The 15,625-nt window shown below is 52.6% G+C and carries 22 protein-coding genes, 2 tRNA genes and 1 rRNA gene; 9 read left to right on the forward strand and 16 right to left on the reverse strand.

From position 1 onward, the window contains the following. Positions 1 to 135 precede the first annotated feature (135 nt). The 3 genes from rrf (at position 136) to dkgB (ending at position 1,487) form a co-directional block, all read left to right on the forward strand. A 5S ribosomal RNA gene (rrf, locus tag ACH0VJ_RS18990) occupies positions 136 to 251 on the forward strand. A gap of 191 nt (positions 252 to 442) precedes the next feature. After that, a tRNA-Asp gene (locus tag ACH0VJ_RS18995) sits at positions 443 to 519 on the forward strand. Between the two features lie 164 nt (positions 520 to 683). Continuing rightward, positions 684 to 1,487, forward strand: a complete 804-nt coding sequence (gene dkgB, locus ACH0VJ_RS19000) for a 2,5-didehydrogluconate reductase DkgB (RefSeq protein WP_000154881.1) — start codon at positions 684 to 686, stop codon at positions 1,485 to 1,487. 20 nt (positions 1,488 to 1,507) lie between these two features. Here the strand turns inward: dkgB and yafC are convergent, their stop codons facing one another. Then, positions 1,508 to 2,422: a DNA-binding transcriptional regulator YafC gene (gene yafC, locus ACH0VJ_RS19005; protein ID WP_000648540.1), complete on the reverse strand. Its 915-nt coding sequence runs from the start codon at positions 2,420 to 2,422 to the stop codon at positions 1,508 to 1,510. A 104-nt stretch (positions 2,423 to 2,526) separates the two neighbouring features. Between yafC and ACH0VJ_RS19010 the strand changes: the two genes are divergently transcribed. The 3 genes from ACH0VJ_RS19010 (at position 2,527) to ACH0VJ_RS19020 (ending at position 5,482) form a co-directional block, all read left to right on the forward strand. Further along, positions 2,527 to 3,702, forward strand: coding sequence for an MFS transporter (locus ACH0VJ_RS19010; protein WP_001127540.1), 1,176 nt, complete (start codon positions 2,527 to 2,529; stop codon positions 3,700 to 3,702). A 131-nt stretch (positions 3,703 to 3,833) separates the two neighbouring features. Then, positions 3,834 to 4,634 carry an endonuclease/exonuclease/phosphatase family protein gene (locus ACH0VJ_RS19015; RefSeq protein ID WP_001230970.1) on the forward strand — a complete coding sequence of 267 codons (801 nt, stop codon included), beginning with the start codon at positions 3,834 to 3,836 and terminating at the stop codon, positions 4,632 to 4,634. Positions 4,635 to 4,711: 77 nt separating this feature from the next. Further along, a complete protein-coding gene (locus tag ACH0VJ_RS19020; RefSeq protein ID WP_000207240.1) occupies positions 4,712 to 5,482 on the forward strand; it encodes a class I SAM-dependent methyltransferase in 771 nt (256 codons plus the stop codon). Positions 5,483 to 5,537: 55 nt separating this feature from the next. Here ACH0VJ_RS19020 and mltD read toward each other — a convergent pair whose 3' ends face one another. Next, positions 5,538 to 6,905, reverse strand: a complete 1,368-nt coding sequence (gene mltD, locus ACH0VJ_RS19025) for a murein transglycosylase D (protein ID WP_000644703.1) — start codon at positions 6,903 to 6,905, stop codon at positions 5,538 to 5,540. Positions 6,906 to 6,976: 71 nt separating this feature from the next. Next, positions 6,977 to 7,732 carry a hydroxyacylglutathione hydrolase gene (gloB, locus tag ACH0VJ_RS19030; RefSeq protein ID WP_001052773.1) on the reverse strand — a complete coding sequence of 252 codons (756 nt, stop codon included), beginning with the start codon at positions 7,730 to 7,732 and terminating at the stop codon, positions 6,977 to 6,979. Positions 7,733 to 7,766: 34 nt separating this feature from the next. On the opposite strand from gloB, the gene ACH0VJ_RS19035 reads away from it, so the two are divergent. After that, the gene (locus ACH0VJ_RS19035; protein ID WP_000801238.1) at positions 7,767 to 8,489 is read left to right on the forward strand and encodes a class I SAM-dependent methyltransferase; all 723 of its coding nucleotides are present in this window, start codon (positions 7,767 to 7,769) and stop codon (positions 8,487 to 8,489) included. Here ACH0VJ_RS19035 and rnhA read toward each other — a convergent pair. Further along, positions 8,486 to 8,953, reverse strand: a complete 468-nt coding sequence (gene rnhA, locus ACH0VJ_RS19040; protein ID WP_000917872.1) for a ribonuclease HI — start codon at positions 8,951 to 8,953, stop codon at positions 8,486 to 8,488. The genes ACH0VJ_RS19035 and rnhA overlap by 4 nt on opposite strands. Before the next feature lie 63 nt (positions 8,954 to 9,016). Between rnhA and dnaQ the strand changes: the two genes are divergently transcribed. Together dnaQ and ACH0VJ_RS19050 are read left to right on the forward strand one after the other, a co-directional pair. Further along, positions 9,017 to 9,748: a DNA polymerase III subunit epsilon gene (gene dnaQ, locus ACH0VJ_RS19045; protein ID WP_001670675.1), complete on the forward strand. Its 732-nt coding sequence runs from the start codon at positions 9,017 to 9,019 to the stop codon at positions 9,746 to 9,748. A 133-nt stretch (positions 9,749 to 9,881) separates the two neighbouring features. Then, positions 9,882 to 9,958, forward strand: a tRNA-Asp gene (locus ACH0VJ_RS19050). Positions 9,959 to 10,097: 139 nt separating this feature from the next. Here the strand turns inward: ACH0VJ_RS19050 and ACH0VJ_RS19055 are convergent. The 12 genes from ACH0VJ_RS19055 to ACH0VJ_RS19110 form a co-directional block, all read right to left on the reverse strand. Then, entirely contained in the window at positions 10,098 to 10,943 is an 846-nt protein-coding gene (locus tag ACH0VJ_RS19055; RefSeq protein ID WP_001289297.1) for a DUF4942 domain-containing protein, read from the reverse strand. Positions 10,944 to 11,020: 77 nt separating this feature from the next. Continuing rightward, complete coding sequence (locus ACH0VJ_RS19060) at positions 11,021 to 11,215, reverse strand: DUF957 domain-containing protein (protein ID WP_001537473.1); 195 nt, start codon at positions 11,213 to 11,215, stop codon at positions 11,021 to 11,023. A 25-nt stretch (positions 11,216 to 11,240) separates the two neighbouring features. Beyond that, on the reverse strand, positions 11,241 to 11,732 hold the full coding sequence (locus ACH0VJ_RS19065) for a DUF5983 family protein (RefSeq protein ID WP_000777707.1): 492 nt from the start codon (positions 11,730 to 11,732) through the stop codon (positions 11,241 to 11,243). After that, positions 11,729 to 12,106, reverse strand: coding sequence for a TA system toxin CbtA family protein (locus tag ACH0VJ_RS19070; protein ID WP_001166553.1), 378 nt, complete (start codon positions 12,104 to 12,106; stop codon positions 11,729 to 11,731). Before ACH0VJ_RS19070 ends, ACH0VJ_RS19065 begins: the two co-directional genes overlap by 4 nt. A gap of 58 nt (positions 12,107 to 12,164) precedes the next feature. Further along, on the reverse strand, positions 12,165 to 12,809 hold the full coding sequence (locus ACH0VJ_RS19075) for a hypothetical protein (protein ID WP_000091992.1): 645 nt from the start codon (positions 12,807 to 12,809) through the stop codon (positions 12,165 to 12,167). Continuing rightward, positions 12,806 to 13,177 (reverse strand): type IV toxin-antitoxin system YeeU family antitoxin, encoded by a 372-nt coding sequence (locus ACH0VJ_RS19080; RefSeq protein WP_000169463.1) that lies wholly within the window; start codon positions 13,175 to 13,177, stop codon positions 12,806 to 12,808. Before ACH0VJ_RS19080 ends, ACH0VJ_RS19075 begins: the two co-directional genes overlap by 4 nt. Further along, positions 13,149 to 13,517 carry a type IV toxin-antitoxin system YeeU family antitoxin gene (locus tag ACH0VJ_RS19085; RefSeq protein ID WP_001282841.1) on the reverse strand — a complete coding sequence of 123 codons (369 nt, stop codon included), beginning with the start codon at positions 13,515 to 13,517 and terminating at the stop codon, positions 13,149 to 13,151. The genes ACH0VJ_RS19080 and ACH0VJ_RS19085 overlap by 29 nt, the downstream gene beginning before the upstream one ends. A gap of 17 nt (positions 13,518 to 13,534) precedes the next feature. After that, positions 13,535 to 13,756 carry a DUF987 family protein gene (locus ACH0VJ_RS19090; protein ID WP_000691989.1) on the reverse strand — a complete coding sequence of 74 codons (222 nt, stop codon included), beginning with the start codon at positions 13,754 to 13,756 and terminating at the stop codon, positions 13,535 to 13,537. Next, positions 13,753 to 14,043, reverse strand: a complete 291-nt coding sequence (locus tag ACH0VJ_RS19095) for a hypothetical protein (RefSeq protein ID WP_001243218.1) — start codon at positions 14,041 to 14,043, stop codon at positions 13,753 to 13,755. The genes ACH0VJ_RS19090 and ACH0VJ_RS19095 overlap by 4 nt, the downstream gene beginning before the upstream one ends. Positions 14,044 to 14,058: 15 nt before the next feature. Further along, a complete protein-coding gene (gene radC / locus ACH0VJ_RS19100) occupies positions 14,059 to 14,538 on the reverse strand; it encodes a DNA repair protein RadC (RefSeq protein WP_001249724.1) in 480 nt (159 codons plus the stop codon). 10 nt (positions 14,539 to 14,548) lie between these two features. Further along, the gene (locus tag ACH0VJ_RS19105) at positions 14,549 to 15,007 is read right to left on the reverse strand and encodes an antirestriction protein (RefSeq protein ID WP_000205294.1); all 459 of its coding nucleotides are present in this window, start codon (positions 15,005 to 15,007) and stop codon (positions 14,549 to 14,551) included. A gap of 81 nt (positions 15,008 to 15,088) precedes the next feature. Continuing rightward, entirely contained in the window at positions 15,089 to 15,472 is a 384-nt protein-coding gene (locus ACH0VJ_RS19110) for a hypothetical protein (RefSeq protein ID WP_000522007.1), read from the reverse strand. Between the last annotated feature and the right edge of the window lie 153 nt (positions 15,473 to 15,625).

A 15,625-nucleotide genomic window follows, 5' to 3' on the forward strand; every position in this document is an offset into this window, starting at 1 on the left:
CGCAATAATTTGCGCAGCAGCAAGGCGGCAAGCGAAGGAAAGGAAGGAGCATACAGAAGTATGTGACTGAGTTTACGAGCGCAGGCAACGCCGCTGATGCGATAAAGAATTGCGTACAGAGCACAAAAGAATTTGCCTGGCGGCAGTAGCGCGGTGGTCCCACCTGACCCCATGCCGAACTCAGAAGTGAAACGCCGTAGCGCCGATGGTAGTGTGGGGTCTCCCCATGCGAGAGTAGGGAACTGCCAGGCATCAAATTAGAAGTATGGCATTAACTTTCGGGGCAGTTCACTACTCGACAGAGAGTAGGACAAAAGCGAAAGCTTTTGAACGTTGCGAAGCAACGGCCCGAAGGGTGAATCACGAAGTGATTCATAAACTGCCAGGCATCAAATTGCAGTAAACCGGGATGAAAATCCGGGTTGTGACAAAGAAATTCGGTGGAGCGGTAGTTCAGTTGGTTAGAATACCTGCCTGTCACGCAGGGGGTCGCGGGTTCGAGTCCCGTCCGTTCCGCCACTTGTTAAGAGCCCTGAGCATTAGCTCAGGGCTTTTTCTTTTCCTGTCATTTAATTATTGCTCAATTCGCAAAAATCCTCTGCATTTCTCGCTCTTTTTCTGCAAAGCGCTGAAGGTCATAATTCCCTCAGTTAACGAACATAGTGATTAAAAAGAGGAATTCTATGACTATCCCTGCATTCGGTTTAGGTACTTTTCGCCTGAAAGACGACGTGGTTATCGCTTCTGTTAAAACGGCGCTTGAACTGGGCTACCGTGCTGTCGACACTGCGCAAATCTATGATAATGAAGCGGCTGTTGGACAGGCGATTGCTGAGAGCGGCGTACCGCGTAGCGAGCTGTACATCACCACCAAGATCTGGATTGAAAACCTTAGCAAAGACAAGCTAATCCCAAGCCTGAAAGAGAGCCTGAAAAAATTGCGTACCGATTATGTCGATCTGACGCTGATCCACTGGCCATCTCCGGGTGATGCCGTGTCTGTCGAAGAATTTATGCAGGCATTGCTTGAAGCTAAAAAACAAGGGCTGACTCGCGAAATTGGCATTTCAAACTTCACCATTCCGTTGATGGAAAAGGCTATTGCCGCGGTGGGCGCACACAATATCGCCACCAACCAGATTGAGCTATCTCCGTATCTGCAGAATCGTAAGGTGGTTGACTGGGCGAAAGCGCACGGTATCCATATCACCTCTTATATGACGCTGGCATACGGTAAAGCGCTGAAAGATGAAGTGATTGCACGCATTGCGGCTAAACATAATGCGACCCCGGCGCAGGTTATTCTGGCATGGGCAATGGGTGAAGGTTACTCGGTGATCCCTTCATCCACCAGGCGTGAAAACCTGGCAAGCAACCTGCTGGCACTGGACCTGCATCTGGATGTCGAAGATAAAAATGCGATCGCGGCACTGGACTGCAACGATCGTCTGGTTAGCCCGGAAGGACTGGCTCCTGCCTGGGATTAATTACCCGATCCTTTGTACCTTTACCCCTCTTTCACAGCTCCTGCGGGAGCTGTTCTTATATATTCGCTCAAAAAGTCGATAAATGCCCGAATACGTGTGCTGACGGCGCGATCGCTGTAGTAAACGGCGCTGAAAGGCATTTCTACCGGCAGACGTTTATCGGCCAGCAGTTCCACCAGTTCTCCCCGCGCGATCTCTTTATCAATCATATAATCTGAAAGACATGCAATGCCGTTACCGTTCAGGCAAAGTTGTTTTAACGTTTCCCCGCTGTTGGAAGAAATCCCACATTCGATCTCATGGAGCTGCCCATCGCTACAGGCTATTGGCCAGGTATTGAGCGAGATGGGTTCAGAGAACCCCAGGCACAGATGCCGTTTTAACTCTTCAACGCTCTCAGGCTTGCCAAAGCGGGCAATATAGTCAGGTGAAGCGATAATCTTGCGATAGCTGGTAAATAACGGGCGCGCGCGCAGACTTGAATCTGTCAACGTGCCTGCGCGTATCGCAACATCCACTTTTCGTTCAATAAGATTGATGAACGTTTCTGAGGAGACAAGAGACAACGTCATTTCCGGATACCGTTCACGAAAAGGTTTAATCAGCGGCATCAGGAAATGCAGCATTACCGGCGTTGCCGCATCGATACGCAGTAAGCCGCGCGGGGTATTACGCGACTCCATGATTTCCGTTTCTGCGGCGGCCATTTCTTGCAGTATCTGCTGCACGCGCCTGAAGTATCGCTCTCCTTCTTCAGTCAGGCTCAGCTGTCGGGTCGTACGATTAAGCAGACTGACGCCGAGCTTCATCTCCAGCTTTTTAACTGCCCGGCTGACAGCGGAATTGGCCTGTCCAAGCTGCTCTGCCGCCCGGCTGAAGCTGCCGCTTTCCACGACAGCGACAAAAATTGCGAGTTCTTCGGAGGTGGCTTTCATTTTTGCTCCTGAAGCAAAATTAAATTGATATTTTGGCTATTTTTGTCATTAAAACATCCAGGCATACTGCGTGTCATCTGATTACTGCTGTTATGGAGTTATTTATGCCTCTCGCTTTATTTGCACTGACAATAAGTGCCTTCGCTATCGGTACGACTGAGTTTGTGATTGTCGGCCTGGTGCCGACCATTGCTCAACAACTGGCTATCTCGTTACCTTCCGCCGGAATGCTGGTTTCAATCTATGCGCTGGGTGTGGCTATTGGCGCGCCGGTGCTAACCGCGCTGACCGGACGCCTGCCGCGTAAACAGTTACTGGTCGCGCTGATGGTCTTGTTTACGGCGGGGAATTTGCTGGCATGGCAGGCACCGGGCTATATGACATTAATCGTCGCCCGTCTGCTGACGGGCCTGGCGCACGGCGTGTTCTTCTCGATTGGATCTACCATCGCGACAAGTCTGGTGCCAAAAGAGAAAGCGGCTTCTGCGATCGCTATTATGTTTGGTGGTTTAACGGTAGCGCTGGTCACGGGCGTTCCGCTGGGCACATTTATCGGTCAGCATTTTGGCTGGCGTGAGACCTTCCTTGCGGTATCACTGTTAGGCGTGATTGCGCTGATGAGCAGTCAACTGCTGATCCCTGCCAATATTCCCGGTCGGGCGGCCGCCAGCATTCGTGACCAGGTGAAAGTACTGACTCATCCTCGTCTGTTGCTGATTTACGCCGTTACGGCGCTGGGCTACGGCGGGGTATTCACGGCATTCACCTTCCTGGCGCCAATGATGCAGGATCTGGCGGGATTCTCCCCGGCAGCGGTAAGCTGGATCTTACTGGGGTATGGCGTATCAGTGGCTATCGGCAATATCTGGGGCGGTAAACTGGCAGATAAGCATGGTGCCGTGCCGGCGTTGAAATTCATTTTCGCCGTGCTGTTTGTTCTGCTGATGGTCTTCCAGGTGACGGCCTCCACGCAGTATGCCGCGCTGGCTACCATTCTGGTGATGGGGGTCTTTGCCTTCGGTAACGTACCGGGGTTGCAGGTCTACGTGGTACAGAAAGCGGAACAATTCACGCCTAATGCAGTAGATGTGGCGTCAGGTCTGAACATTGCGGCGTTTAACATTGGTATTGCGCTGGGTTCCGTGATTGGCGGACAAACGGTGGCGCATTACGGTTTGGCGCAGACGCCGTGGATTGGCGCCCTCATTGTTCTGGTGGCTTTCCTGCTGGTGGGCGTCAGCGGACGTCTTGATAAACCTGTACGCATTGCTCTGGAGTAAATTATTGATGTAAGCGCCTACTTACAAAACAAACTGCAATTGTTCGTTGAAAGTGAGTGCTAAAATCCCTATAACAGAAGAACCAGTCCGGTTGAGGACTGGTTGACGTTACAGAGGTTTGAAAGTCAAAAGTGCGAAAAAACACCTATGCGATGCGCTATGTTGCCGGACAGCCCGCCGAGCGGATTTTGCCGCCAGGGTCGTTTGCGAGCATTGGCCAGGCATTGCCCGCCGGGGAACCGCTAAGCAGTGAAGAGCGGATCCGTATCCTCGTGTGGAATATATTCAAGCAGCAGCGAGCCGAATGGTTATCGGTGCTGAAGAACTACGGCAAAGATGCGCATCTGGTCCTGTTGCAGGAGGCACAGACGACGCCTGAACTGGTACAGTTTGCCACCGCTAACTATCTTGCCGCCGACCAGGTTCCCGCTTTTGTATTACCTCAGCATCCGTCTGGCGTCATGACGCTTTCTGCCGCCCATCCTGTTTACTGCTGCCCTTTACGGGAAAGAGAACCAATTTTACGTTTGGCGAAATCAGCCCTGGTGACGGTATATCCCTTGCCGGATACCCGTTTATTAATGGTAGTAAATGTTCATGCGGTAAATTTTAGTCTGGGCGTGGACGTATACAGTAAGCAGTTACTTCCGATCGGCGACCAGATTGCGCACCATAGCGGCCCTGTCATTATGGCGGGTGATTTTAATGCCTGGAGCCGCCCACGTATGAATGCGTTGTACCGCTTTGCACGTGAGATGTCGCTGCGCCAGGTGCGTTTCACTGACGATCAGCGCCGTCGTGCGTTTGGACGACCGCTGGATTTTGTTTTTTATCGTGGTTTAAACGTGAATGAAGCCTCCGTACTGGTGACGCGCGCTTCCGATCACAATCCGCTACTCGTTGAATTCAGTCCCGGCAAACCTGAGCAATAAAGGTGCGTCAGGTCTGCCGTGGGGCAGGCCTCTTCGGGTGCTGCCCTTTACTTTTCTCATAACAGAAGGGCACTACCATGACAACGCATTCCCACCATGACAATGTTGAAAAGCAGTTTGGTTCACAGGCGAACGCCTATTTACATAGCGCCGTTCACGCATCGGGTCGTGACTTAGCGCGGCTGGCGCAAAGGCTGTCTGATTTTTCCCACGCGAACGTACTGGATATGGGATGTGGAGCTGGACACGCGAGTTTTGTCGCTGCGCAACATGCCTACTCGGTCGTGGCATACGATTTATCCGCCAGCATGCTTGAGGTTGTCGCTGGAGCGGCGGAAGAAAGACATTTAAGTAATATTACTCTCCGGCAAGGCTATGCCGAAAAACTGCCCTTTGAAGATGCATCGTTTGAGGTGGTGATTAGCCGCTATTCCGCGCATCACTGGCACGACGTTGGTCAGGCATTGCGTGAGGTTTATCGTGTATTAAAACCCGGCGGCGTGCTGATTATCATGGATGTCATGTCGCCTGGACATCCTGTACGCGATATCTGGCTGCAAACGGTGGAGGCGTTACGCGACACGTCGCATGTCCGTAATTATTCCAGTGGTGAATGGCTGGCGATGGTCAATAATGCGATGCTGGTAACGAATACCGTGATAACCGATCGTTTATCGCTGGAGTTTCGCTCATGGGTAACGCGGATGCGTACGCCAGCGCCGTTGGTTGAGGCGATTCGATTATATCAGGCGAGTGCCCCGGTAGAGGTGAAGCGTTATTTTGAGTTGCAGGATGACGGTTCGTTTAGCAGCGATACTATCATGCTGGAAGCGCATAAAGCGGTATAGCAATTTAAAAGGCGCCGGGGGAAGCGGCGCCTTTTGGCTTTTTCGTCGGACAATATCAGGAGTCTGGCGTGCTATTGTCCTTCACAAACAACGTAAGCTGATCGCCCGGTTGTAGATTATCCGTATCATGGTTCCAGCGCATCACATCTTTGATATTCACCCCGTGACGTCTGGCGATACTGGAAAGCGAATCGCCTTTACGGACACGATAGGTAATGCTATCGCTATTGTTTGCCAGTCGTTGCGCGCTGCTGCCAGCGCCCACGGTCAGGCTTTGCCCGATTTTCAGGCGTGAACCACGCAGGTTGTTCCACTGCTGCAAGTCCTTCGTGCTTACGCCAAGCTGCGAAGCAATACCGGAAAGCGTATCGCCAGAGCGCACCTTATAGCTACGGCTATTCAACGGCGTATTGTCGGCGATCAGTTGGGACTGAACGGCGTCAATCTCACCGGAAGCCAGCGACTCACGCAACTGCTCGGCATGCTTTTTGGGCACCATAACATATTGCGGACCGCTTACGCCTAAGGTAGACCCTTTTACACCGGCATTAAACGTCTTCAGCTTGCTGATAGACATGCCCGCCATATCCGCAACCTGGGCCATTTCAACTGGACTGTTTAAACGAACTCGTGCCAGCGCTCGGCTTTCATCTGTTGTTGGCAGACGTACGCCGTAGCGTTTGCTGTTTTTGAGAATTTCACTCAATGCCAGCATCTTAGGTACGTAGAGTTTTGTTTCTCTGGGCAAAGAAAGCGACCAGAAATCCGTCGGTTTTCCACGCGCTTTGTTTGCTTTAATTGCCCGCATAACACGGCCTTCGCCGCTGTTATACGCTGCAACGGTTAACAGCCAGTCGCCGTCAAACATTTTGTTCAGACGCTGCATCATGTCTAACGCGGCGGTCGTAGAGGCTACAACATCGCGACGCGCGTCATAATTACGGGTCTGCTTTAAACCATAATTGCGCCCTGTGCTCGGTATGATCTGCCAGATGCCTGCGGCATTGGCGCCAGACGTTGCGTGAGGATCAAAAGCGCTCTCCACTATGGGTAGTAGTACCAGCTCCATAGGCATGTTACGTTTCTTAACCTGCCCCGCTATCCAGTACATATACGGCTCTGCCCGTAAAGTTACATCGTGGAGATAGCTCTTATTGCGTAAATACTTCTGTTTCTGTTCGCGAATCCGGCTGTTTTCCGGAATTCCCATCTTTAGCTCGTCGCCAATGAAAGCCCACAAGTCCTGATCTGGCGCGATAGACGTTCCGTCGTCCATCCATCGTGCCTGACTCGTAAACTTTCCTGCTTCCCCTTGACCAGCTGCAGAAAGGCTCTGTGCGTGCTGTTGGACGTTGCCAGTGTTCTGAGACGTCTGGCACCCCACAAGCAGGACAGAGGCGAGTAATATCGCTTTTGCCTTCATGTGTGTGTCAATAGTTGCTTAAAAGACGACCGATCATAACGGCGAAGTTAGCGAATGACAAGTAAGAATTATCAGAACGTGTCTTTCTTTGACCTTAACCATGCAAAACGCGCTTCTGGTTGTTGCAATATTGTTTCTTTGTTTATTTCGTTAATTAAATCAATATCTTCAGTTCTTAAAAAAAGATTAATCTTACGTTCATTTTTAAGAATAACGGGTAATGTCATTTGTTTTTTTACACGTAACTCTTTAACTTTACGATAATATTCATTTATGAACGAATCGTGCGGAAGTATGCTCAATGCGAACTTAATGTTAGCTAAAGTGTATTCGTGAGCGCAGCAAATGAGCGTGTCGTCAGGCAGAGAATTAATTTTCATAAGTGACTGATACATCTGTGATGGCGTGCCTTCAAACAGTCGACCACAGCCGCCAGAAAACAGCGTGTCGCCGCAGAATAAGTAAGGGTGGCTAAAGTAACAGACGTGTCCTAACGTGTGACCCGGCGTGGCAAAAAGAGTAAATTTCTCGCCTAAAACGCGAATAGTATCGCCATCGCCAACAAGATGGGTTGCTCCCTTGTCTTGCGTTTCCGCCGGTCCATAAACCGTCATTTGCGGGAAGTGTTGCAACAGCTCTTTGACTCCGCCAACATGGTCGTGATGGTGATGCGTCAGAAAAATCGCCTCCGGCATCCACTTATGTTCAGCAATGGCCTTTAAGACGGGTGCCGCTTCGCCGGGATCAACAATCACACAGCGGCCTTCATCATTGGTCAGCACCCAGATGTAATTGTCCTGAAACGCGGGAATACTGTTAAGATTCATATATTACCTCTCAAATAATTAGCGGAAGGTTGCGATGAAACCGGCAAGGCTCTCTCAAACTGTCGTTGCGCCCGGATGTTGGGGTGAGTTGCCCTGGGGCAATTACTACCGTGAGGCGCTGGAACAGCAGCTAAATCCGTGGTTTGCAAAAATGTATGGTTTCCATTTGCTTAAAATCGGTAATTTAAGCGCAGAAATCAATTCCGAAGCGTGCGCGGTCTCCCATCAGGTGAATGTTTCGTCGCAGGGGTCGCCGATGCAGGTTCTGGCCGATCCGCTACACCTTCCTTTTGCAGATAAATCCGTCGATGTTTGTCTGCTGGCGCATACTTTGCCGTGGTGTACCGACCCGCACCGTTTATTGCGGGAAGCCGACCGCGTATTGATTGATGACGGTTGGCTGGTCATCAGTGGATTTAACCCGCTGAGTTTGATGGGGTTACGTAAACTGGTACCCGTTTTACGTAAAACACCGCCCTATAATAGTCGGATGTTTACCCTTATGCGGCAACTGGACTGGCTGTCTTTACTCAATTTTGAAGTGCTACATTATAGCCGTTTTCATGTCTTACCCTGGAAAAAGCAGGGGGGGCGGCTTTTAAATACGCATATCCCGGCGCTGGGCTGTTTACAGCTTATTGTGGCCCGTAAGCGGACCATCCCGCTTACGCTTAATCCGCTGCGACATAATAAAAGTAAAACCCCTATCCGCCAGACCGTTGGCGCCACCCGGCAATATCGCAAACCGGATGGCTAAGCCTCCGCCTGGTAGCCACTATCTTCCTGCGTGGGGTTCATTGCCGCGGCGCGCGCCAGTTCATCACAACGCTCGTTTTCGGGATGGCCTGCATGGCCTTTGACCCATACCCATTTGATCTGATGCTGACCTAACGCAGCATCGAGACGTTTCCAGAGATCGACATTTTTTACGGGTTTCTTTTCCGCAGTTTTCCAGCCGCGTTTCTTCCAGTTATGAATCCATTGGGTAATTCCTTGCCGCACATATTGGCTGTCGGTGCTCAATGTCACTTCGCAATGTTCTTTTAACGCTTCAAGCGCGACGATCGCCGCCATCAGTTCCATACGGTTATTGGTGGTCAGCGTGTAACCTTCACTAAACGTTTTTTCATGACCACGATAGCGTAAGATAGCGCCATAACCACCAGGCCCTGGATTCCCCAGGCAAGAGCCATCGGTGAAAATTTCTACCTGTTTAAGCATCTCTGGTAGACTTCCTGTAATTGAAATCGATAACAAAACGCAAGTCTGACATAAATGACCGATATGAGCACTGCAATTACACGACAGATTGTCCTCGATACCGAAACCACCGGTATGAACCAGATAGGCGCGCACTATGAAGGTCACAAGATTATTGAGATCGGTGCGGTTGAGGTGATAAACCGTCGTCTGACCGGCAACAATTTTCATGTTTACCTGAAGCCCGATCGCCTTGTCGATCCAGAGGCTTTTGGCGTACACGGTATTGCCGATGAGTTTCTGCTGGATAAGCCGGTTTTTGCTGATGTGGTCGATGAGTTTCTTGATTATATCCGCGGCGCGGAGCTGGTCATCCATAACGCATCGTTCGATATCGGCTTTATGGATTATGAGTTTGGTCTGCTTAAACGCGATATTCCTAAAACCAATACTTTCTGCAAAGTTACCGACAGCCTGGCGTTGGCGCGGAAAATGTTCCCCGGCAAGCGTAACAGCCTTGATGCACTGTGTTCGCGTTATGAGATAGATAATAGCAAACGTACTTTGCACGGCGCATTGCTCGATGCCCAGATCCTTGCTGAAGTGTATCTGGCGATGACGGGCGGACAAACGTCCATGACGTTTGCGATGGAAGGAGAGACGCAACGGCAGCAAGGTGAAGCGACCATTCAGCGAATCGTTCGCCAGGCCAGCCGGTTACGGGTCGTTTTTGCCTCTGAGGAAGAGCTGGCTGCGCATGAATCGCGGCTTGATCTGGTGCAGAAAAAGGGCGGAAGTTGCCTTTGGCGGGCGTAATTTATTCCTTTTTAGGCTATAAAAATCATCCTTCGGGCGATTTTTGCAGCAACTGATTCAAAAGGTGAGAAAAAGCGTTGACGGGCGACACCGCAAACCGTAATATTCGCCTCGTTCCCAGCGGGAACATCACGGAGCGGTAGTTCAGTTGGTTAGAATACCTGCCTGTCACGCAGGGGGTCGCGGGTTCGAGTCCCGTCCGTTCCGCCACTATTCGAGGCCATGCTATTGATTAGCATGGCCTTTTTCTTTTCCTGTTTTTTCTGGTGTGCCATTCAGTATGCCATCAGCGTCCGGCTTGCATCGGTGTAAATCAGCCTGTACCGGACATCAGCGTGTCGATTGAGCCTCATCCTGCCGCCACTCTCCCCGGGTAGTGTCTGGCGATGATGTCGTTCAGTTTATCCACCAGTTCCGGTCGTTTGAAAGTAATATGGGCAGTTCCCTTCTGAAAATATTTGATTTTAAACATCTCGTCCTCGTAACTGTTACTCCCTCTGTTATCGTGAATGTGATCGCCTAGGCGTCGGGTCACATCAGCACGGTTATCAGGAGCGGGTTTCCCATCCAGCAGCATAAGCATACGTTCCAGGTCAGCGAGCCGATCACGCTGCCAGCCCCAGTTCAGTCCAAATCCCCATCTGTCGCATTTTACCAGACCGTTCACGATAATTTTTTTCCCGAATTTACACGGCGAATTTGACTTAAAATCCCAGCTAAGGCTTTTGAACACATTAATCACACCGCGTTCAAACACCTCGTCTTTGCTCTGGTGCAGTTGCTCAAAGGTACTGAGTATATTCGCTTCACTGATGGCTGGAATATCATCACCTTCAAGGTTTCTGTACCACTGGTCACGGGCCTGAGCGTCCATCAGACTCAGCATTCCGGACTTCTTCATCAGGTCCCGCCATATGCTGCGATCGAGATTACGGGTAATAGCTTTCATTGCCGCTTCTGGTTTCTCCATCAGCCAGCAGCCGCAGCGAAAATCCTGCTTCATGCCCCAGTCCAGGGCGGCTTTACCGCCGATGCTTCTGGTCAGCGCCGATATTTCTGCAATCCGCTCAGTCACGGTTCTGATCTGTTCAAGTGCAGCGTTGCGTCCGGTGACGATACGTTCAATGCTGGTGGAGCAAATCATATCGGTATGGTCAGTTAAGACTTCGGGGTCGGCATTAGTGTGTTCTGACATTATTTTCTTTCCTTTATATAAGCACAAAACGCCGGTCTGTGAGGACCGGCGCTTATGCGAGTGTCAGTAAGGTGGTGTTACTGCGGAGAAAGTAAAAGCCGGAGGTAGTGTATCATCCGGACCTCGTTCAGGGCCTGTTCAACAGAGGGCAGGAGTGCTGCTGAACCGGTGAGAGTATCGTCGTTATCGAAGATGATCTCTGTACCACAGTCGATATTGTCCTGCAGCCAGCAGATCAGGATCTGCAGCCCTTCTTCAGTGGTTAATGGCATGTGTTTACCTCAGTGGGGAAGTGGGTTACCAGTCGAAGGTGGCAAAGCCTGGCAGGAGTTCGCCGAAAGCATCCAGGTGGAGAATACCAGCGGCGTAACGGCGTATCAGCGTCACCACTAACCGTCGACAGGCTTTCGACAGCCCCAGCCGTTTAAGCCGCAGAACCGGAAATGACCATGCCTCCAGGTGGAGTAAGGAGCCGGAGCCGGTATACAAAATCCACTCCGACTCGCCAAAGTCTTCATACTGGTGTGAAAGGGTAAACAGCAGAGCATTGTCTTTCTCCGTGATATGTGCGGTGCTGCACTGAATGCCGTTAACGCGGGCGACGGGCGGAAGCGGATCTTCAACAATCAGCTTTCCGGGCTCGTCAGCAACGCGAAGTGAATATCCGTTATCACAGACCACATCGATCAGGCTGGCGAGTTCAATACCGTCGATATCCACGACGATCCGGCCCCCATTAAGGGCCCGGACGTTGATTGTATCGGCTTCCACGGTCATGGACAGCTTCATCGTGCCACCCCGCTGTATCTGCCGGTGGTGATGTCGGTAACGGCCCGGTAGCCACGACGTTTCATCAGGCCACAGGCTTTTCTGGCGCGGAGAATATCGATACGGGTAATGAACGGAGACTGCACTGCAATACTGAATCCCGGGCGGTCGGTCCGGACCAGGTCATATTTTTCAACAATACCGTTCAGCGCATCGCACAGGGAGATGCCGGCGTTGATATGCTGCTCAATGACGCCGTCGTTAGCAAACGGGGTGTCGTTCAGCATCAGACCGTAGTGTTGTTGCAGCAGATGCGACAGCAGGGTCTGCCAGATGCCGACAGGCGTGGGGTGTGACGAAGTCGCCCCGGGCGGGAGTGAGGGTAAAATCTGCATAATGTGTTCTCTGTTGGTGGAAGGTAAGAAATGAACCGGAAGGGAGTGACGAAAAAGTTTAACCGAAGCGCTGGCCGGTTTCGGTGAAGGTGTAACCGCCGGCGATAAGCGCCTCATCCACGGCCTCCGGTGAGGTCAGCCAGTCGTATTGCGTTTCAAGTTGCTGATATAACCAGCGGGCCAGATCGCGTAACGCGTCACCCAGGACACCGTCTGCGTCATCGGTGGCTTCCTGACCGGTGGGGGAGTCCCGCTCAACAGTAATGTGCATACTGTATTCATGGTAATAGCGCCCCTGATGCTGAATATCAGCCTGAAGCTGCCAGAGGTTACGCTGCTGGATTGCCTGCAGCTCATCAGCAATACGGTGAAGCGCTTCGTCCTGAGGCGCATGCTTTCTGATGTGTTGTGCGGCACCGGGCTGATAGTGGTACAGCCCCTCAAAGCAGGCTCCGTCCCCCTGACAGCAGAAACCGGAAAACCAGATACAGGCTTTTTCGTAGGATCTGCCGCCGGTGGTGGTGAAGATACGTGTTTTGAGTCTCACGCCCAGGATGTTGCAAATCAGGGTGAAATCCTCATAAACAGCGTCGTACCACTCATACTCCAGCCCCCCTTCGCAGTACCAGGCGCGGGCCTTCTTGCGGGCTGACTCTGAGAGTTCATCAGACAGATACACCGTGGTGGAAATGACCCGGCTCATCGTGCCATACCTCCGGTTTCAGGCGGTTCTCCGGGGTAAATGGCGAGATAAATGTAGCCGCACGACCCGAGTGAGTCGGCCTCGCATACCAGTCCCTTTGCGTACAGGGTGACGCAGTGCTGATGGCGGGGATTAAGCTCACCGGAAAGTAACATCAGCTCCAGTTGTTTCAGCAGTACCGGAAAGGCCTGGTCCAGGTGACGTAAATCCGCGTCGCTGAACTGTCCGGTAATGCCGGCGCGGTCAGCCAGGTAATGCAGGCGGTTGCCCTCCTGAACCAGCCGTGCGCCAAAACATGGTGACACATTGCGGCGGAGTCCCCACCAGGGAGACGTGAGGTCATGTACGGTGGTTGTGGTCTTCGTCATTTAAGGGTTCCTCTGACAAGGGGGATTCATCAGATTTCGGGTAAATCATCAGGCTGACAGCGCCCTGTGGACCGGGTTCTGATTCACAGGTCAGCCCGTTGTGGTGAAAGACATGCGGCGTCTGTGCCTCCGGTGAGCCGGGGGACGCCATCGTGACCATCTGCTGTAATATCAGCGGGAAGGCCTGCTCCAGCCAGCGGGCCTCCTCCTCCGTGAATGCCGCCCTGATATCGTCCCTGCTGGTCTGTAAACGGAACAGACAGCCGTCCTGCAGCAGACGGCCCCGGATGCAGGGGACTGAATGATTATCCGGTTGTTTGCGGTCGGGGTTATCTGACATCGGTTTTCCTCCGTGGGTTAATTCAGGGTGACGCACATCAGGCGGGTGTACGGGCCGTGGCGGTCCCGGCGTCGTTCAGCGTACACGGCCAGTACGCCACTGATATCCTGTACGTCCCGGTCGTACCAGTGACAGACGCTGCCGGACCACGGATATTTCCCGGTACAGAAGCGAAACAGACGGGACTGCGGGTGCCGGCGGTATATCGCCATTGCCCGGCGTTTGCTGATAATTTTCATACGGCAGTCCCGCCTGAGCTGGTGTTTTTCAGCAGGGCATCAACAATATCATTCCAGCACCACTCCTCATCCTCCGGGACAGGTAGCGTTATCTGTCTGAACGGTATCTTCAGGAGCCCGGCGAGGCGTGCTGCAATATCCGTGAGAGGTTTGTCGCCCTGCGCGATATCAGCACACTCCAGGAAGAGACCGTGTACATAAACCGCTTCATCCCCGTTCTCCAGACGAAGAACGGTCACGCCACTGAAAATATCAGCGGGTATAACCTGCGTTTCATCGTTTCTCATGGTGTCATTACCTTTTTAAAGCCAGCCGCGTTCAGCGAACGAGACAATCTCCATGCCGCCAACCACCAGGTGATCCAGCAGACGGATATCCACCAGGTCCAGGGCCTGTCTGAGCCGCTCTGTTATCTGACGGTCCGCCAGGCTGGGATCGGCAAGCCCCGACGGATGACAATGCGCCACAATGACAGCGGCGGCGTTATGTTTCAGACCGGATTTCACCACTTCGCGGGGATGGACCTGAGTATGGTTGATAGTGCCGCTGAAGAGCGTTTCGTGAGCAATAAGGCGATGCTGGTTATCGAGGAAGAGCGCAACAAATTCTTCCCGCTCTGGCGCGGAGAGTTGCAGGCGTAGCCAGTCCCGGACAGCATGGCTGGAGGTAAATGCCGCCCCGGGTTCGCGTAACTGGCTCTCCAGCAGGGTTAAGGCTTCCCGGATGATTTGTTGTGCGGATGCCGGTAATGTGGCGGCAAACAGCGGTAACTGTTGTCTCATGTCGGTATCCTCAGTCGGTGATATGCATGATGGCGCTGCATTCAGGATGGTTAAGGGTATGATCCCGCAGGTGGAGGTAATGCGCGGTCATCAGGTCGCTGCCGGTACGGCAGGCATGGTGGCTGTACTCCAGCAGGCAGGCGGTGATCCCGACCGCCTCAGGGCTCATGTCCGCGCTGTTGCCGTTCATGGCGTTGAACAGTGACCAGGTGTCGTCCCCGTCATCCGCCTCCGGGGCCATAAATGCGCCACCGTTGCTCAGCGTGTAAAACTGCCAGATACCGCCGCTGTAGTCCGCGCACAGGCGGTCCGTCCAGGCGAAGATACGGGGCTCCAGTAATATCCACTGCGGAACGCCCCGGAAGTGGCGGGGCCAGAAGTCAGGGCGGTCCTCATCCGGTACGGGCGTGGCGGTGATGAGGGTTTCATCAGGCGCAGGGATAAGTTCAGGGTTAATTGCTGTGGTCATTATGGTTTCCTTAACAGACTGAAATATAACCGGTTCGGGGATATCCGGAACCGGCTGAACTGAAGGGGATCTACGGGGACGTCACCACCAGGCGTGGAAACACAGGCGGTGGGTGCTGAAATCAAACGACGCCAGCTGTTGCTGTACAAACTGTTTCAGGTTTTCCACGTCAGACCAGTAACTGTCGTCGTACTCCTGCGAGCCGAAGAAGAACCCTTCGGTGGTCGGGAACAGGTCGTGGCAGTTTTCCGGCGTGAGGCGGTCAAGAGTGGCCCGGAGTTTTTCCAGGTCCTGGCGGGTCAGGGGGACATCAGTACAGTTCTCCACCTCCCCGGCGTTGGCATCAATCCAGTTGAGCAGAGCGTTGAACTTGCGGTAATACCCGACGGCCTCGTCCTGCTCCCGGCGGGTGGTGTCTGCCGTGGTTTCGGCCGGACGTTTAATGAAATATAAATCGAGTCCCATGGGGAACCTCCTGATTACGCTGAGATAAATGAAAAGGCCATGCACGGGAAGAGCATGGCCCGGGGTGTCTGTCGGTGAATAAGCGGAGTGGGGTGACTTTCGGATGTTGTTACTGGCAATATCGGGGGGCAGGAGAACAAGCTTTTCGTCTTA

Origin of the sequence: Salmonella sp. 2020_1459, from assembly GCF_043847915.1 — a bacterium.
GTDB lineage: Bacteria > Pseudomonadota > Gammaproteobacteria > Enterobacterales > Enterobacteriaceae > Salmonella > Salmonella enterica.

What these genes read in the sequence shown, in the direction of transcription:
- radC (WP_001249724.1), bottom strand. Translation starts at nt 14,538, where the DNA reads ATGAGACAACAGTTACCGCTGTTTGCCGCCACATTACCGGCATCCGCA.
- ACH0VJ_RS19095 (WP_001243218.1), bottom strand. Translation starts at nt 14,043, where the DNA reads ATGAGAAACGATGAAACGCAGGTTATACCCGCTGATATTTTCAGTGGC.
- ACH0VJ_RS19110 (WP_000522007.1), bottom strand. Translation starts at nt 15,472, where the DNA reads ATGGGACTCGATTTATATTTCATTAAACGTCCGGCCGAAACCACGGCA.
- ACH0VJ_RS19060 (WP_001537473.1), bottom strand. Translation starts at nt 11,215, where the DNA reads ATGCCATTAACCACTGAAGAAGGGCTGCAGATCCTGATCTGCTGGCTG.
- ACH0VJ_RS19020 (WP_000207240.1), top strand. Translation starts at nt 4,712, where the DNA reads ATGACAACGCATTCCCACCATGACAATGTTGAAAAGCAGTTTGGTTCA.
- rnhA (WP_000917872.1), bottom strand. Translation starts at nt 8,953, where the DNA reads ATGCTTAAACAGGTAGAAATTTTCACCGATGGCTCTTGCCTGGGGAAT.
- gloB (WP_001052773.1), bottom strand. Translation starts at nt 7,732, where the DNA reads ATGAATCTTAACAGTATTCCCGCGTTTCAGGACAATTACATCTGGGTG.
- dnaQ (WP_001670675.1), top strand. Translation starts at nt 9,017, where the DNA reads ATGAGCACTGCAATTACACGACAGATTGTCCTCGATACCGAAACCACC.
- ACH0VJ_RS19075 (WP_000091992.1), bottom strand. Translation starts at nt 12,809, where the DNA reads ATGAGCCGGGTCATTTCCACCACGGTGTATCTGTCTGATGAACTCTCA.
- ACH0VJ_RS19065 (WP_000777707.1), bottom strand. Translation starts at nt 11,732, where the DNA reads ATGAAGCTGTCCATGACCGTGGAAGCCGATACAATCAACGTCCGGGCC.
- mltD (WP_000644703.1), bottom strand. Translation starts at nt 6,905, where the DNA reads ATGAAGGCAAAAGCGATATTACTCGCCTCTGTCCTGCTTGTGGGGTGC.
- ACH0VJ_RS19010 (WP_001127540.1), top strand. Translation starts at nt 2,527, where the DNA reads ATGCCTCTCGCTTTATTTGCACTGACAATAAGTGCCTTCGCTATCGGT.
- ACH0VJ_RS19080 (WP_000169463.1), bottom strand. Translation starts at nt 13,177, where the DNA reads ATGACGAAGACCACAACCACCGTACATGACCTCACGTCTCCCTGGTGG.
- ACH0VJ_RS19055 (WP_001289297.1), bottom strand. Translation starts at nt 10,943, where the DNA reads ATGTCAGAACACACTAATGCCGACCCCGAAGTCTTAACTGACCATACC.
- ACH0VJ_RS19090 (WP_000691989.1), bottom strand. Translation starts at nt 13,756, where the DNA reads ATGAAAATTATCAGCAAACGCCGGGCAATGGCGATATACCGCCGGCAC.
- dkgB (WP_000154881.1), top strand. Translation starts at nt 684, where the DNA reads ATGACTATCCCTGCATTCGGTTTAGGTACTTTTCGCCTGAAAGACGAC.
- ACH0VJ_RS19105 (WP_000205294.1), bottom strand. Translation starts at nt 15,007, where the DNA reads ATGACCACAGCAATTAACCCTGAACTTATCCCTGCGCCTGATGAAACC.
- yafC (WP_000648540.1), bottom strand. Translation starts at nt 2,422, where the DNA reads ATGAAAGCCACCTCCGAAGAACTCGCAATTTTTGTCGCTGTCGTGGAA.
- ACH0VJ_RS19085 (WP_001282841.1), bottom strand. Translation starts at nt 13,517, where the DNA reads ATGTCAGATAACCCCGACCGCAAACAACCGGATAATCATTCAGTCCCC.
- ACH0VJ_RS19070 (WP_001166553.1), bottom strand. Translation starts at nt 12,106, where the DNA reads ATGCAGATTTTACCCTCACTCCCGCCCGGGGCGACTTCGTCACACCCC.
- ACH0VJ_RS19035 (WP_000801238.1), top strand. Translation starts at nt 7,767, where the DNA reads ATGAAACCGGCAAGGCTCTCTCAAACTGTCGTTGCGCCCGGATGTTGG.